Genomic DNA, 13,911 nt, shown 5'->3' with positions numbered 1-13,911 from the left:
CAGAATCATCATGAACGCATCGAATCTACTGGTTGAACTGTTTGTCGAAGAGCTGCCTCCCAAGGCGCTGCAAAAGCTGGGTGACGCTTTTGCTGCCGTCATCTTCGAGCAGCTCAAGGCCCAGGGACTGCTGGCATCGACCGAGTCGCGCCTGACGGCCTACGCCTCTCCCCGCCGCCTGGCCGTGCACATCACCGAAGTGCTGCCCCAGGCCGAAGACAAGGCGGTCTCGCAAAAGCTGATGCCAGTCTCCGTGGCGCTGGATGCCGAGGGCAAGCCCACGGCTGCACTGCTGAAAAAGCTGGCGGCCCTGGGTGCCGACGAATCCGCTGTGGCCGCTCTGAAGCGCCAGGGCGAAGGCAAGGCCGAAGCCCTGTTCTACGAATCCACGGCCAAGGGCGTGCTGCTGACCGATGGCGTGCAAAAGGCTCTGGACGAAGCGCTGGCCAAGCTGCCCATCCCCAAGGTCATGCGCTACCAGTTGCAGGACGGCTGGACCAGCGTGCACTTTGTGCGTCCGGCCCACGGTCTGGTCGTGCTGCATGGCACCCAGGTGCTGATCGGCGTGAAGGCCCTGGGCCTGACGGCCGGTGCCGCCACCCATGGTCACCGCTTTGAAGCCGCTGTGGACCCCGTGGTCATCCAGAACGCCGACAGCTATGCCGAGCAACTGCGCGAAGAGGGTGCCGTGATCGCCAGCTTCACCGAGCGTCGTGCCGATATTGCCCGCCAACTGCAGGCAGCTGCCGAGCGCATTGGCGGCGGCGTGATCCCCATCGACGACCCGGCCCTGCTGGACGAGGTGACGGCCCTGGTCGAGCGCCCCAACGTGCTGGTCTGCGAATTCGAGAAGGAATTCCTGGCCGTGCCCCAGGAATGCCTGATCCTGACCATGAAGGCCAATCAGAAGTACTTCCCGCTGCTGGACGCCAACGGCAAGCTGACTCACCAGTTCCTGATCGTCAGCAACATCCAGCCCCAGGACGCTTCGGCCGTGGTCGGCGGCAACGAGCGTGTGGTGCGCCCGCGTCTGGCCGACGCCAAGTTCTTCTTCGACCAGGACCGCAAAAAGACCCTGGCCAGCCGCGTCGAGCAACTGGACAAGGTGGTCTACCACAACAAGCTGGGCACGCAGGGCGAACGCATCGCCCGCGTACGCGCTATCGCCAAGAGCATTGCCCAGCAACTGGGTAACTCCGAGCTGAGCCGTCTGGCCGATCAGGCAGCCATGCTGGCCAAGACCGATCTGGTCACCGACATGGTGGGCGAGTTCCCCGAGCTGCAAGGCATCATGGGCCGCTACTACGCCCAGAACGACGGCCTGGATGTGGCCGTGGCCGACGCCATCGAAGACCACTACAAGCCCCGCTTTGCCGGCGACGAACTGCCGCGCGGCGATGTTGGCGTGATCGTGGCCCTGGCCGACAAGCTCGAAACCCTGGTCGGCATGTTCGGCATCGGCAACCTGCCCACCGGCGACCGCGATCCTTTCGCCCTGCGCCGTCATGCGCTGGGCGTGATCCGCATGCTGGTCGAAAAGGATCTGGAGCTGGATCTGGAAACCCTGCTGGTCAGCACCCTGCCCGCTTTCGGCGACAAGATCCAGGACGCTACGCCCCAACTGGTCGAATTCATCTACGACCGCCTCGCCAATATGTTCCGCGAACAAGGCTATAGCGCCCAGGAAGTGGAAGCCGTGCTGGCCCTGCAGCCCCAGCGCCTGTCCGACGTGCAAAAGCGCCTGGAAGCCGTGCGTGCCTTTGCGACCCTGCCAGAAGCTCCAGCCCTGGCGGCGGCCAACAAGCGCGTGGGTAACATTCTGAAGAAGGCCGAAGCTGACGTTCAGCCCCAGGTGAACGACGCGCTGCTGCTGGAACAGGCCGAAAAAGACCTGTATGCGGTGCTGCAGCAGGTGGCACCGAAAGCTCAGCAACAGTTTGCAGCAGGTGATTACACCGCCAGCCTGCAAACCCTGGCAGCATTGCGTGCTTCGGTCGATGCGTTCTTCGAACAAGTCATGGTCAATGCGGAAGATCCAGCCCTCAAGGCCAATCGACTGGGTTTGCTGGCCGCCTTACATGAGACGGTGAACCGGGTTGCGGATCTTTCGCGATTGGCAATGTAAGCAAGATACAGAACAGCTCTTGCGCAGTGGGCAATCTTTCTGATTTTGCAGGCAGAAAGTGGGTCCTCTGTGCATCAGTGAACGGCAACTCTTTTCGCAAAGCCTATTTGTCACTGTCATGACGCTAGAAAAAAGTATGTCTGTCTAGTGCGAATCAGGCATGGCTTTGAATCATCGTTTTTTAACTAGGCCCACTGCATGTCACTCATTCACTGGACTCATTTCCCCCCGCTGGGCGACGATCGGGGCTCTTTGGTTGCGTTAGAGGGCAAAAAAACCGTCCCTTTTGCCATCCAGCGTGTGTATTACCTGTTTGGTACCAAGTCGGGTGTTTCTCGTGGCTTTCACGCTCACAAAAAGCTGCAACAAGTGGCTGTTTGCGTGACAGGCCGCTGTCGCATGGTGTTGGACGATGGCAAAGAGCGCGAAGAAGTGTGGCTGGATTCGCCCACCACAGGTCTGCTGATCGGCAATATGATTTGGCGAGAGATGCACGACTTTAGCCCTGACTGCGTATTGCTGGTTTTGGCGAGCGAGCATTATGACGAGGCGGATTACATTCGGAATTATGAAGATTTCATAAGGTTTGCCAGAAAATGACCGTCTCGATTCATCCTCTGTCAGATGTAAAATCCACAGCGATTGGTAAAAACACTCGTATATGGCAATATTCTGTCATTTTTGAAAATGCACAACTGGGTGAGGGCTGTAATATCTGCGCTCATACTCTGGTTGAGTCTGATGTGATCATTGGCAACAATGTGACAGTTAAATCTGGTGTTTATATTTGGGATGGGACCCGCATTGAGGACAATGTGTTTCTAGGTCCAAACGCGACGCTAACCAATGATCCAATGCCACGTTCAAAACAGTATCCAGAAAGATTTTCGGGGATCACTCTGAAAAGAGGATGCAGCATTGGTGCCAATGCAACAATCCTTCCTGGTATTACGATTGGTGAAAATTCCATGGTTGGTGCTGGTGCTGTCGTCACCAAAGATGTTCCAGCCAATACTGTTGTGGCTGGTAATCCTGCAAAAATTATTCGTTATCTGAAATGACCCCCTTTCTTGACCTTCAAGCTATTAATGCACAATACCGTGCTGAGTTGATTGCTGCCTGTACCCGTGTCATTGACTCCGGCTGGTACATTGGTGGCAAAGAACTCAGCCAGTTTGAACAGGAGTTCTCCGCGTATTGTGGCAGCGGGCATTGCATTGGGGTGGCCAATGGCCTGGATGCACTAATCCTCACCTTGCGTGCCTGGTTGGAAATGGGGCGCTTGCAGCCCGGTGACGAAGTTATTGTGCCTGCCAATACCTATATCGCCAGTATTCTCGCCATCAGTGCCAATGGCTTGACCCCGGTTCTGGTAGAGCCCAACGCTGCCAGCTTCAACCTCTGCCCTGTCAATGCGAGGGCTGCAATTACAAACAAGACCCGTGTAATCTTGCCCGTGCATCTGTATGGCCAGTTGGCTGATATGCCCGCCATCATGACTCTGGCACACGAGTATGGTCTATTGGTTTTGGAGGATGCAGCTCAGGCTCATGGGGCAGCCATTGGAGGAAAAAAGGCCGGTAGCTGGGGTGATGCCGCAGGCTTTAGCTTTTATCCCGGAAAAAACCTGGGTGCCCTGGGTGATGCTGGTGCCATCACCACTCATGATGCCGATCTTGCGCAAACACTGCGAGCCCTGCGCAACTATGGAAGCCATGAGAAGTACAAGAACCTGTTCAAGGGGGTAAACAGCCGCTTGGACGAAATCCAGGCAGCCATGCTGCGTATCAAGCTGCAGCATTTGGAGCTGGAAACGCAAAATCGGCGAATGATTGCGCGTGTTTATCTTGAAAATATCCGTAATCCTGCTGTCCAATTGCCGCAGCTTACAAGCGACGAGCAGCATGTATGGCATTTGTTCGTCGTCCGCACGAGCCAACGCGATGCTCTACAAAAATATCTGGCGGAACAAGGCATTCAAACGCTGGTTCACTATCCGATCCCGCCACATCAGCAGCAGGCTTATCAAGAGTGGAATGCACGAAGCTATCCGTTGACGGAAGGCTTGCACCAAGAAGTAATCAGCTTGCCTATGGGGCCAACGCTCAGCCAGTTGGAGGCACTGCGAGTGGTTGCTGCGGTAAATGACTTTACCCCCACATGACACTGATCAAAACAAGTTTGCTCAATGCCATTGCGGTGGTAATAAAGATGCTCACAATGTTGGGCATCAATAAAATACTTGCTGTTTACGTTGGCCCTTCAGGCTATGCGGCATTAGGACAATTCCAAAATGCGGTGCAGATGATTACCACATTTGCCAGCGGGGCAGTTAATACCGGAGTTACGAAATACACAGCGGAATATTTTCAAGATCAAGATAAGCAGATTTCGCTCTGGAGAACTGCCGGAACAATATCTATTGTAGGCACCCTGGTTAGCTCCATATTGATAATATCTTTCAGTAAATTCTTGGCTGAGTGGTTTTTAAAAGACAAGAGTTTCTACAGTGTTTTTATCTATTTTTCTTTGACATTGGTTTTTTTTGTTTTCAACTCTCTGTTCATGGCTATTATTAATGGAAAAAAGGAAATTTTTCATTATGTCGTGGCTAATATTTCCGGAAGCATCTTTTCACTGGTTATTACTGGGATTCTGGTAAATAGGTTTGGCATTTATGGTGCATTGGTATCGTTGGCTGTGTACCAGTCATTTTCTTTTTTTGTGACTTTTTTCATTATATGTAAAAGAAAATGGTTTCACATTAGCTATGTATTGGGGCGGGTCGACAAGGGAATCGCTATAAATTTGTCGAAGTTCACCGCAATGGCCTTGGTCTCTGCCGTATGCGTTCCACTTAGTCATATATTTATAAGAGATTATTTGGGAAAGTCTTTAGGCGCCGATGCTGCTGGATTCTGGGAGGCAATGTGGCGATTGAGTGGCGCGTACTTGTTGCTAGTAACGACTACGTTGAGTGTTTATTATCTTCCAAAACTTTCTGAGCTGTCATCGACCTCCCGAATAAGAAATGAAATTCTTTATGGGTTTAAGCTGATTGTCCCGCTGGCTGCAATTTCAGGATTTGTTATTTATCTTCTAAGAGAATTTATAATTCTTTTCTTGTTCACGAAGAATTTTTTGCCAATGAGTGAGCTTTTCGCGTGGCAAATGTTCGGCGATGCTTTGAAGATCTGTTCATGGATAATTTCCTACTTGATGCTGAGTAAAGCAATGGTGAGAATCTATATATGTACAGAAATTATGTTTTCTATTTTTTTCTATGTTCTTGTCTATCTTTTTGTGGAGTATTTTGGATTAAAAGGTGCTGCAATGGCTCATGCGGCAAATTACGGGGTTTACCTGCTGGTCATGTATAAATTGGTGTTTGCTGAATTAAGGAAAGATGCTGCGCAATGATCCCATCAATAACCGTTGCTGTCATCGCATTTAATTCTGAAAAGACAATTGAAGAGACACTCAATAGCATTGCTGCGCAGAATTTTCCGCTTGAGAAGGTTGAGCTCATTATTTCCGATGATCACTCGACCGATGGGACATTGGATATTGTTCTGAAATGGGCTAAAGCGCACAAGGATTTATTCTCTGAATTCATTGTTATTGAGAGCTCAATGAATCATGGTGTATCAGCAAATTTTAATAGAGCGGCAAAGAAAGCAACTGGTGATTGGTTTAAGGTAATTGCTGCCGATGATTTGCTGAAGGAGGATTGTTTATCAAGGAATATAGCTTTTATCAAAGCTAATCCTGACGCAAAAATTGTGTTTTCCGGGATGCTCAAGTTCTCTGGATCAATTGAGAACAGTGTTGAGTTGCCATTCGATGCGGACTTCTTTGCGAGAAACGCGAAGAATCAGAATGAAATTCTGAAAGATGGCTGTCATATTTATGCACCTACATCTTTTATTAAGAGAGAGTCTTTGAGAGATGTCGGATATGCGGATGAACGCTTTCCCATGCTCGAAGACTATCCACTTTGGTATAAGTTGACGAAAAATGGCGAAAAACTTTACGCATATAAAGAGCCTACTGTTTACTATAGAGCTGGCGATAGCTTATCCCAGCAATCAGATCGAATTGGCAGTATTTCTTATATTTCATCACTATATTCGTTTCAGAGAACTTGTATTTGGCCTGATCTTTCGACGCGTGATTTTCTTAAAAAATGGGATGATTTCATTCTGTATAAAGAGAAGTTCATTGGAATAAAATTTTTTAGAAATAAAAGAGAAACGCCATATAAAATTTTCAGGGGTGTATTGTTTATTTTTAGACCCCATAGAATTTATACATATCTATCAAGATTTTTGAGAAAAGAATATGTTTGAATTCTTTCTGACTTCTGTTGTATTTCTATTTTCACTGCTTCTTCTCAATCGGCGTGTTCGAATTTTATCAACTCGGCCATCTGTGCTGGGTTTTACCATAATCATCACTGTACTTGTACAAATTATTCCAGGAATAATTCTGGTTTCTTTGTTTGAGTATCCAATGAGTTACGGAGTTCATGATTCTATTTCTGCGAGTACGAGGATTTTTACCTTGTGGTATACGCTAGGATCTCTGGCTATACTATTTTTTTCTTTATGGGTGGTAACTCTATTCGTTGATCTGGATGTTGACTTCTCAAAAGCACTAGCAAATAAGCAGATTGCTTATGTGGTTTTTCTTCTTGCGCTTTTGGTTATTTTCATAAAGGTTGCCTCTGTAGGTGATATTCCCTTATTGACGGCATTAAGAGGCGATGGGGAGTTGGCAGCTCTGCAAAAGGCGAGAATCCTTCGAGGAGATGTCGGGGCAGGTGGATTCGTAATTGGTTATTTATTTGTTTATTTTCCATATGTCGCTCTGGTGTATCTATTTTTGGCCAGAAGCCAGAAAAAGGTGGAGCGATGGTTGTTTCTGGCATATTTGGTGCTGATTGCATTTTATTCTCTATACGATCTTCAAAAATATAAATTTGGCTTCCTGGTATTGATGCTGATGCTTCTAAGAATATATTTCTACGGTATGAATACGTGGAGAATTTTCCTTGCTTCTGTATTGATAATAATTTCGTTATTCCTTTCTTTCTATTTGTTAGGCGATTTGCCACTTGATGAAATATTAAATGCAATCGCCTCGAGGCTATTTATTGGCCAAATGGAGGGTTCATATATGATCTATGAATCTCTGGTTCCGGACTTTTCTAGACTACTTTACGGGATGCCAATGGCATTCTTGTTTGGCGATCGTTCCGTGATGGATCCCGCAGCTGAAGTTATTGGTATATTTTTCCCTGATGCTGGAGAGGCATGGGTTAATTCAAATACCTATGTTCTAGCGCATGCGTGGAGTATTTTTGGATTATCCGCCATTTTTATAATGCCATTGATCGTTGCAGGAAATGTCATGGCATTCGCATTTCTTCGGAATGTTTTTTCTAAATTTATTGGTGGATTATCTTTGTCGATTTATTTTGTGTTGATAATGACGCTGCAGCTGAATAATGATTTTTCTTTTTTCTTGTATTTTAAGTCTATAGTGGCATTTTGTGTTCTGGGTGTTTTTTCCGTAGCTCTTATTTCATTTGCAAGAGTATTTAAAAATAGATTGAGGAGACAGCAGTGAATATTTTAAATATTGTTGGCAATGATATTGAACTGGGAAATGGTATTGGTAGACTTATTCCTGAAATGATTCAGATGCAGAATAAGTATTCTGAAAAAATTGATTCAAGCCTTTTGTTATTGAAAAAGCAGAATATAGATTTTGATTTCAAGTATTATTTCTTTGATGATGTAAATCTGAAACCTGACTTTTATCGATCATTTGATTTGGTTATTTTTCACGGTGTGTACTTTTGGGACTTCTTGGCAATAGCTTCTTTGCTTAAAAAGAATAAAATTCCCTATTGCATAAAGCCGCATTCGAGCTTTATGCGAATTGCCCAAGAAAAATCGTGGCTGAAGAAGACTGTAGCTAATTTTTTATTTTTTGATAGATTTATAAATCACTCTAATGGAATAATTTATACAAATAAGGATGAAGAAGTTAACTCGAAGTTTTATGGAGTTAAGAAATTTATAGAAGCTAATGGAATAGATTTCCCTTACGAAGATCCAGTGCGTGATGTTAATCAGTATGAAAAGAAGAAGAGATTTATCTATCTTTCAAGAATTGATTTTAACCATAAGGGCATTGACGTATTGCTTGAGGCACTGAAGATTCTGCATGCAAGGGGCTTTTCAGATCAGTATGAATTTAGATTCTATGGAAAAGGAAGCTTGGAAGATGAGCGGAGACTAGAGCAATCCTTGAAAGGGATAGGGAGCCCTTCCTTGAGATTCTACGGTCCTTGCTATGGTGAAGAAAAAATCGCAGCCTTTAAGGAAAGTGATGTTTTCGTCCTAACGTCAAGATATGAAGGTTTTCCCATGGCACTATTGGAAGCCATGCACCAGAGACTTCCATGCTTGGTAACTCCTGGAACTAATATTTCAGAGATAGTAGCTAATTTTGATGTTGGCTGGTTGGTGGATTTTAAGGCTGAAAAGATTGCAGATGGGTTTGAAAAGATAATAAAAGAATCGCATGCTCAAATTTTGAAGAAAGGGGAGAATGCGAGAGCCTATGTCCTCAATAAACATGATTGGAAAACTCTGATTGGAGAGTCAGAAGATACCTATCAGAATATTATTCAAGGAGGTTCATCTTGAAAACGGTCATGTTATTTGGTGGTGCTGGATTTATTGGAAAGAATATAGCGAAAACGCTTTTGAATTTAAACTTCAAAGTTGTTATATTTGATCGAAGTGATCCAGAACTTGAGCATGAGCGGTTGGTATATGTAAATGGATCTCTCGGGGATTTGGATACTTTGAGGGATGCTCTCAAGGAACATTCAGTTCTTGAATTTGTCTACTTGGTCAATAATATACCTGTTAATGCAGGTGGTGTGAATATTGATGATTTGCTGGAGATAAATAAAAAATCTATTGAGATAATATATCAATATGTGAATAGATTGGTTTTTTTCTCATCAGGTGGCAGGGTTTATGGTCAAGGTAGTCTTGCTCACAGTGAGGAAGATGCATTGATTCCAATATGCGCATATGGAACGTCTAAGGTTATTCTGGAAGAATTCATACTGGACTTGTCGGCTAAGAATAATAAGAAGACCTTAATTTTAAGGCCATCAAATCCATACGGGCCTTATCAGAATATATACGGAAACCAAGGGCTTATTTCTATAATTCTCGGAAATATAATTTCCGGAAAAAAAATAGAAATTTGGGGAAGTGGGGATGAGGTTAGAGACTATATTTATATTGATGACTTATGCCTGATGTTTTTGAATTTATTTTTGGCAGAAGAATTGCCTCATCATATCTATAACATTGGGTCAGGACGAGGGTGTAGCACCAATCAGATCGTCGACATCTGTGTTGCTCTGAATGATAGCTTTAAGCCAAATATTGTTCATAAAGAAGCTACTAATCTTGTAAGAAAAAATATATTGAATATAGGACGATATACGTCTATTTTTTCTGAGCCGGAATTTATTCCAATCGATAGAGGTATTAAGGAATACTATCATTTCCTTTTGCGTATGAAAATTTGATGAAATATCAAAATGTCCTTTGATAATATTTCTAGACCGTTGGTATCGGTTATTACACCTGCATTTAATTCTGAAAGTTATATCAATGAGGCTATAGACTCAGTCTTGTCCCAAACCTACAAAGAGATTGAGCTAATTGTGGTGGATGACTGTTCATCAGACGGAACTCAGTCAATTGTTGAAGAATATATTCGATTTGATGATAGAGTTAAATATGTTCGGATGCAAAATAACTGTGGAGTTGCGGAGGCAAGAAATAGTGGAATTAGATTGGCCAAGGGGCGTTTTATAGCTTTTCTCGATAGTGACGATATCTGGTATCCTCAAAAGATAGAGCGACAAATAGAATTTATGCGGGAGATGAAAGCCTCATTGATTTTTTGCGCATACGAGAAAATAAATGAGCATGGAGATGTGTTTGGAGTGGTTTCTGTCCCAGCTAAAGTTGAATATTCTCAGCTTTTGAAAACTTGCGTTATAGGATGCCTGACGGCTATGTATGATGTAGATAAGCTCGGGAAAGTTTATATGCCGCTCAACACGCGTAGAGAAGATTTCGCTACCTGGCTGTCAATACTCAAAAAGATCGATTATGCGTTTGGATCTCAAGAAGTTTTGGCGAAATATAGAGTTTACTCTTTGCAAAGTTCTTCAAAGAAGATGAAGATGGCTGCTGAGAATTGGAATTTGTATCGAAAAATTGAGAAACTAGGGTTATTGAAGTCTGCTTATTATTTCTCTCACTATGCTGTAAAAGGAGTTTTTAGAACAAGGTTCCCAAAGTTGGCAAAATTGATGGGTTTTCTGGATTGACATTCATTGTCGGGTTGTGGATTAATTAAGTTATTTTTGAAGCCATTCTTGTTTTTTAAGAGATTTTTCTTCACCTGCTTCTTTCTTGTTTCAATGACTCTTTCTATAAAGACTGGCGCTGTTGCATAAATCAGCCTCAGGTCAGACCTCCCCCAACCCCCAAACATGGCTATGCCACAGCCACCGTTTGCGGACAGCCCAGTTCAGTGAAGCGATTGAGAATGGCGGCTCCGATGTGCAGTTCGTTGGCCTGGTGCTCGAAGGTTCTAGACCTGATCCGCTCGCCCAGGCGCTTAGATGTACGGTCCCAGGAAGTCATGGTGCATTCTTCAGCCTGGAACAGGAGAAAGCACTATGGCAACCCGCCGGCATGGCAGCGCCCGCACAACGCCGCGTATCCGCGCAGAACTCCAGCGAGCGACCGGATCCCATCGGTCCTTGGCCAAGCTCTATGGCCTCAACCCCAAGACCGTGGCCAAGTGGCGTGCGCGCACCTCGGTGCTCGATGAGCCCATGGGTCCTCGGGACACAGCAAGCCAGCATCTTTCCCAGGAGCAAGAACACCTGGCGATTGCATTGCGCAAGCAAGGGCATCTGTCGCTGGACGATCTCATGGGGCAGATCCTGGAGACAGCCGCCTTGCATCGATGCCTGTGTATTGACCCAGCAGAACCTGCACAGGTCAGGCCGCTAATGCGAATGCCTCAGCGGGTGTTCTCATGTTCAACGCCTGATGCGGGCGTCGGTGGTTGTAGAAGTGGATCCAGTCCCCGATCAGGCGACTGGCATGCTGCAGCGATTCGAAGCGATGCCGATGCACGCATTGCTCCTTGAGCGTACGGATCACCCTCTCGACCAAGCCGTTCTGCTCGGGGCTGTGTGGCGTGATGAACTCCTGGCGCAGCCCATAGCTTCTGACCAGCGAGGTGAAGCTGCGGCTGGTGAAGACCAGGCCATTGTCTGAACGCAGCAGGAACGGCTCAGATACTCGGCCCAGCGTGCCGAAGCGCGCGATCAGGGCCTGCTCCAGTGCTGACTCCGCCGTCTTCGATTTCCCACTGCGCGACAGGTGCCAGCCCAGCAGTTCGCGGCTGTGGCAGTCGATCACCAAGGCCATCGTCGTCCAGCCATCACGCCCGGCCCAGACCCGGCACATATCCGTGGCCCAGCGCTCGTTGGGCGCCTTGGCCACCGAGGGCAGCGACTGGATCCGGGGCCTGAAGCCCACCGGGCGCTTGCGCACCTGCCAGCCCTTGAGCTGGAAGATGCGCTGCACCGTGTTCTTGTTGAACCCCAGCAGGTGCGCCACGGTTCGGTACCCGAAGGACGGGTTCTCCTCGATCATGGCCTTGATCGGGGCCACGAAGTGCCCCTGCAGCGTGGGGGCAGCCTTCACCGGCCGGTAGTACACGCTGCGCCGCGGCACCTCGAACCACCGGCACAGCTTGCTGATCGAGACGGTGATGCCGTCGGCCTGCAGTCCCTGGCGGATCGTCTCGATCACTTCTCGTCCTCGCCCAGCAGGGACTGCAATTTTTTTCTTGCGCGCAACTCCAGCATCGCCTCGCCGTAGGCCTCCTGCAACTCCTTCAGTTGGCGCTCGTACTGCTCGCGCACATCCTGCGGGTTGGCCTTCAGCGCATTCTCCATGCCCTTGCAGCCATCTTCCACCCAGCCCTCAATCTCCGACGGCGGCAGGTCATAGGTTCGACTGGCCTCCGACACGCTGGTCTTGCCCTGGATGATCTCCAGGATCAGTGCCGTCTTGCGCTTTGCGGTCCAGCGTTTGATCTCTTCTTCCATCAATGTGCTCATGGTGTCTTTCTCTCGACGGTAACACCTGAGCCGGTTTTCACTGGGTCAATACACCTGCAGCGTCACGGAATCAGTCGACAGCCCGCAACGCAGTTGCCACGAAGGCACGGAAAGTTTGAAGAAACGACGCTGGGCTTCGTGCACATCGACAGCGCCGAAATGAAGATCTCCTGCGGCAGACAGCGCATGCTCGTCGCCATAGACCGCATCACAAAATTCACGCATGTCGCGTTCTTTGACAGGGCCACGAAAGCCAACGCAGCGCAGTTCCTTCGGCAGGTGCTTGTGGCCTTCCCGTACCGCATACATACCGTTCTGACGGACAACGGCATGGCCTTCACAGGGCAAGAACGCTTCAGAGGCGGCGTCATCGACACATGCATCGTGTCACATCTTCGAGCGCATCTGCAAGTTCAATGGCGTCGAGGAAAGGCATACCAAGCGGTACCCCCCTGGACGAACGGCATGGTCGAACGCATGAACCCGGCCATCAAGGAATCCACGCTCATGGCGTACGCGTACGCGAACGAGGGACTGGAGCAGCGACGGGAGCATGTCCAGGCCTTCGCTCAAAGCTACAACTTTGGCAAGCACTTGAAGGCGCTCAGGTGGAAGACACCATTCCGGGCGATTTGCGAGGCATGGGAAAAAGATCCAAGCCACTTTAGACTTCATCCGCACCATCTCACTGTGGGACTGAACATCTAATGCAGTGGATCTTGGTCTCCACCAGGCGGCGTCAGTGGTAACCACTCCAGTTTTTCCAAAGCTTGCGCCCGAAGCGTCTGCATGCGGCAATCGCCGCATTGCGGTGCGCAAAGGCATCGTCTTTGCGCAGCCTGGCATTCTTTCTCGGAGGAGTGAGGGGGGTGGCATTGCGCTACATGACCACCGCATGCACGGGCTGGGTGTCGTAGGCCCCATCGCCGGTTACGGTCAGCAGCGGTTCTTGGGCGGGAACCTGTGCGAGCAGCTCAGGCATTACGGCAGCGTCACTGACATTGTTGGATGTGACACAAATAGCTCGTACCTGCAGCGTTTGTGCATCAATGCCGCTATGCATCTTGCTCCATTGGCGCCGGCGCTACGCCCCATGCTTTTTGCATCTCTACTCACCTTTGGAACCCGATGCCCATGGAGCCAACCAGCAGATGTAGGCCATCCGAGCTGGTGCGGTATGCCACTTGGACATCCAGGCTGCGCTGGCGGCGACACAGCGTGCTGGAGTCGGGGACTTGGTCACGGCAGCCCAGACAACGCCGGCAGAGACTGAACAAAACCTGTGGTCTGCCGCAAGGCCAGTCCGAACAGGTTCTCGGTGGTCAGGCAAAACTGGATGGCGGAATCGGAGAAATGCGGGCCGCGCCCGCGTTTGCCACTGGCAGCGGCAAACCAGGACATGTTCTTATCCAGCCAGATGGTCAGAGAGCCTCGCGCTTTGAGCGCTGCGTTGTATTGCTTCTAGTTGGTGGTGCGGTAGCGGGGCTTGGGCTGCAGGGACTGACTCATTGTCCGAGGCTACCTGAGGCTGACC

The 13,911-nt window shown here is 48.4% G+C and carries 13 protein-coding genes and 2 pseudogenes; 11 read left to right on the top strand and 4 right to left on the bottom strand.

The window, feature by feature from the left end:
* Nucleotides 1–10: 10 nt before the first annotated feature.
* From glyS to FSY45_RS04730, 10 genes are all read left to right on the top strand, one after another.
* Nucleotides 11–2,125, top strand: coding sequence for a glycine--tRNA ligase subunit beta (gene glyS / locus FSY45_RS04775; RefSeq protein ID WP_043375271.1), 2,115 nt, complete (start codon nt 11–13; stop codon nt 2,123–2,125).
* 198 nt (nt 2,126–2,323) lie between these two features.
* The gene (locus tag FSY45_RS04770) at nt 2,324–2,725 is read left to right on the top strand and encodes an FdtA/QdtA family cupin domain-containing protein (protein ID WP_043375270.1); all 402 of its coding nucleotides are present in this window, start codon (nt 2,324–2,326) and stop codon (nt 2,723–2,725) included.
* Nucleotides 2,722–3,186 carry an acyltransferase gene (locus FSY45_RS04765; protein WP_080731601.1) on the top strand — a complete coding sequence of 155 codons (465 nt, stop codon included), beginning with the start codon at nt 2,722–2,724 and terminating at the stop codon, nt 3,184–3,186. The genes FSY45_RS04770 and FSY45_RS04765 overlap by 4 nt, the downstream gene beginning before the upstream one ends.
* Complete coding sequence (locus FSY45_RS04760; RefSeq protein WP_043375267.1) at nt 3,183–4,289, top strand: DegT/DnrJ/EryC1/StrS aminotransferase family protein; 1,107 nt, start codon at nt 3,183–3,185, stop codon at nt 4,287–4,289. Before FSY45_RS04765 ends, FSY45_RS04760 begins: the two co-directional genes overlap by 4 nt.
* Nucleotides 4,286–5,545: an O-antigen translocase gene (locus FSY45_RS04755; protein ID WP_043375265.1), complete on the top strand. Its 1,260-nt coding sequence runs from the start codon at nt 4,286–4,288 to the stop codon at nt 5,543–5,545. Before FSY45_RS04760 ends, FSY45_RS04755 begins: the two co-directional genes overlap by 4 nt.
* Nucleotides 5,542–6,474: a glycosyltransferase gene (locus FSY45_RS04750; RefSeq protein WP_051962254.1), complete on the top strand. Its 933-nt coding sequence runs from the start codon at nt 5,542–5,544 to the stop codon at nt 6,472–6,474. Before FSY45_RS04755 ends, FSY45_RS04750 begins: the two co-directional genes overlap by 4 nt.
* Nucleotides 6,467–7,756: a hypothetical protein gene (locus tag FSY45_RS04745; protein WP_144244972.1), complete on the top strand. Its 1,290-nt coding sequence runs from the start codon at nt 6,467–6,469 to the stop codon at nt 7,754–7,756. Before FSY45_RS04750 ends, FSY45_RS04745 begins: the two co-directional genes overlap by 8 nt.
* Nucleotides 7,753–8,844 (top strand): glycosyltransferase, encoded by a 1,092-nt coding sequence (locus tag FSY45_RS04740; RefSeq protein ID WP_144244971.1) that lies wholly within the window; start codon nt 7,753–7,755, stop codon nt 8,842–8,844. Before FSY45_RS04745 ends, FSY45_RS04740 begins: the two co-directional genes overlap by 4 nt.
* The gene (locus FSY45_RS04735; RefSeq protein ID WP_144244970.1) at nt 8,841–9,749 is read left to right on the top strand and encodes an NAD-dependent epimerase/dehydratase family protein; all 909 of its coding nucleotides are present in this window, start codon (nt 8,841–8,843) and stop codon (nt 9,747–9,749) included. Before FSY45_RS04740 ends, FSY45_RS04735 begins: the two co-directional genes overlap by 4 nt.
* Before the next feature lie 12 nt (nt 9,750–9,761).
* Nucleotides 9,762–10,562: a glycosyltransferase family 2 protein gene (locus FSY45_RS04730; protein WP_043375258.1), complete on the top strand. Its 801-nt coding sequence runs from the start codon at nt 9,762–9,764 to the stop codon at nt 10,560–10,562.
* 169 nt (nt 10,563–10,731) lie between these two features.
* Here the strand turns inward: FSY45_RS04730 and FSY45_RS04725 are convergent.
* The 3 genes and pseudogenes from FSY45_RS04725 to FSY45_RS04710 form a co-directional block, all read right to left on the bottom strand.
* Nucleotides 10,732–10,857, bottom strand: a pseudogene (locus FSY45_RS04725) (IS5/IS1182 family transposase); the annotation flags it as partial.
* Between the two features lie 387 nt (nt 10,858–11,244).
* The gene (locus FSY45_RS04715) at nt 11,245–12,066 is read right to left on the bottom strand and encodes an IS3 family transposase (protein WP_003060102.1); all 822 of its coding nucleotides are present in this window, start codon (nt 12,064–12,066) and stop codon (nt 11,245–11,247) included.
* On the bottom strand, nt 12,063–12,377 hold the full coding sequence (locus FSY45_RS04710; protein WP_148747930.1) for a DUF1153 domain-containing protein: 315 nt from the start codon (nt 12,375–12,377) through the stop codon (nt 12,063–12,065). Before FSY45_RS04710 ends, FSY45_RS04715 begins: the two co-directional genes overlap by 4 nt.
* A 138-nt stretch (nt 12,378–12,515) precedes the next feature.
* Between FSY45_RS04710 and FSY45_RS04705 the strand changes: the two genes are divergently transcribed.
* Complete coding sequence (locus FSY45_RS04705) at nt 12,516–13,085, top strand: integrase core domain-containing protein (RefSeq protein ID WP_255443195.1); 570 nt, start codon at nt 12,516–12,518, stop codon at nt 13,083–13,085.
* 31 nt (nt 13,086–13,116) lie between these two features.
* Here the strand turns inward: FSY45_RS04705 and FSY45_RS04700 are convergent.
* Nucleotides 13,117–13,886: pseudogene (locus FSY45_RS04700) on the bottom strand (IS5 family transposase).
* Nucleotides 13,887–13,911 lie beyond the last annotated feature (25 nt).

This window comes from Comamonas sp. Z1 (genome assembly GCF_008121555.1).
GTDB lineage: Bacteria > Pseudomonadota > Gammaproteobacteria > Burkholderiales > Burkholderiaceae_C > Comamonas > Comamonas thiooxydans.
Note: the sequence above shows the minus strand (reverse complement) of the source record. Positions and strands in the feature narration are given on the sequence as shown.

What these genes read in the sequence shown, in the direction of transcription:
- FSY45_RS04755 (WP_043375265.1), top strand. Translation starts at nt 4,286, where the DNA reads ATGACACTGATCAAAACAAGTTTGCTCAATGCCATTGCGGTGGTAATA.
- FSY45_RS04710 (WP_148747930.1), bottom strand. Translation starts at nt 12,377, where the DNA reads ATGAGCACATTGATGGAAGAAGAGATCAAACGCTGGACCGCAAAGCGC.
- FSY45_RS04760 (WP_043375267.1), top strand. Translation starts at nt 3,183, where the DNA reads ATGACCCCCTTTCTTGACCTTCAAGCTATTAATGCACAATACCGTGCT.
- FSY45_RS04745 (WP_144244972.1), top strand. Translation starts at nt 6,467, where the DNA reads ATGTTTGAATTCTTTCTGACTTCTGTTGTATTTCTATTTTCACTGCTT.
- FSY45_RS04770 (WP_043375270.1), top strand. Translation starts at nt 2,324, where the DNA reads ATGTCACTCATTCACTGGACTCATTTCCCCCCGCTGGGCGACGATCGG.
- FSY45_RS04750 (WP_051962254.1), top strand. Translation starts at nt 5,542, where the DNA reads ATGATCCCATCAATAACCGTTGCTGTCATCGCATTTAATTCTGAAAAG.
- FSY45_RS04765 (WP_080731601.1), top strand. Translation starts at nt 2,722, where the DNA reads ATGACCGTCTCGATTCATCCTCTGTCAGATGTAAAATCCACAGCGATT.
- FSY45_RS04730 (WP_043375258.1), top strand. Translation starts at nt 9,762, where the DNA reads ATGTCCTTTGATAATATTTCTAGACCGTTGGTATCGGTTATTACACCT.
- glyS (WP_043375271.1), top strand. Translation starts at nt 11, where the DNA reads ATGAACGCATCGAATCTACTGGTTGAACTGTTTGTCGAAGAGCTGCCT.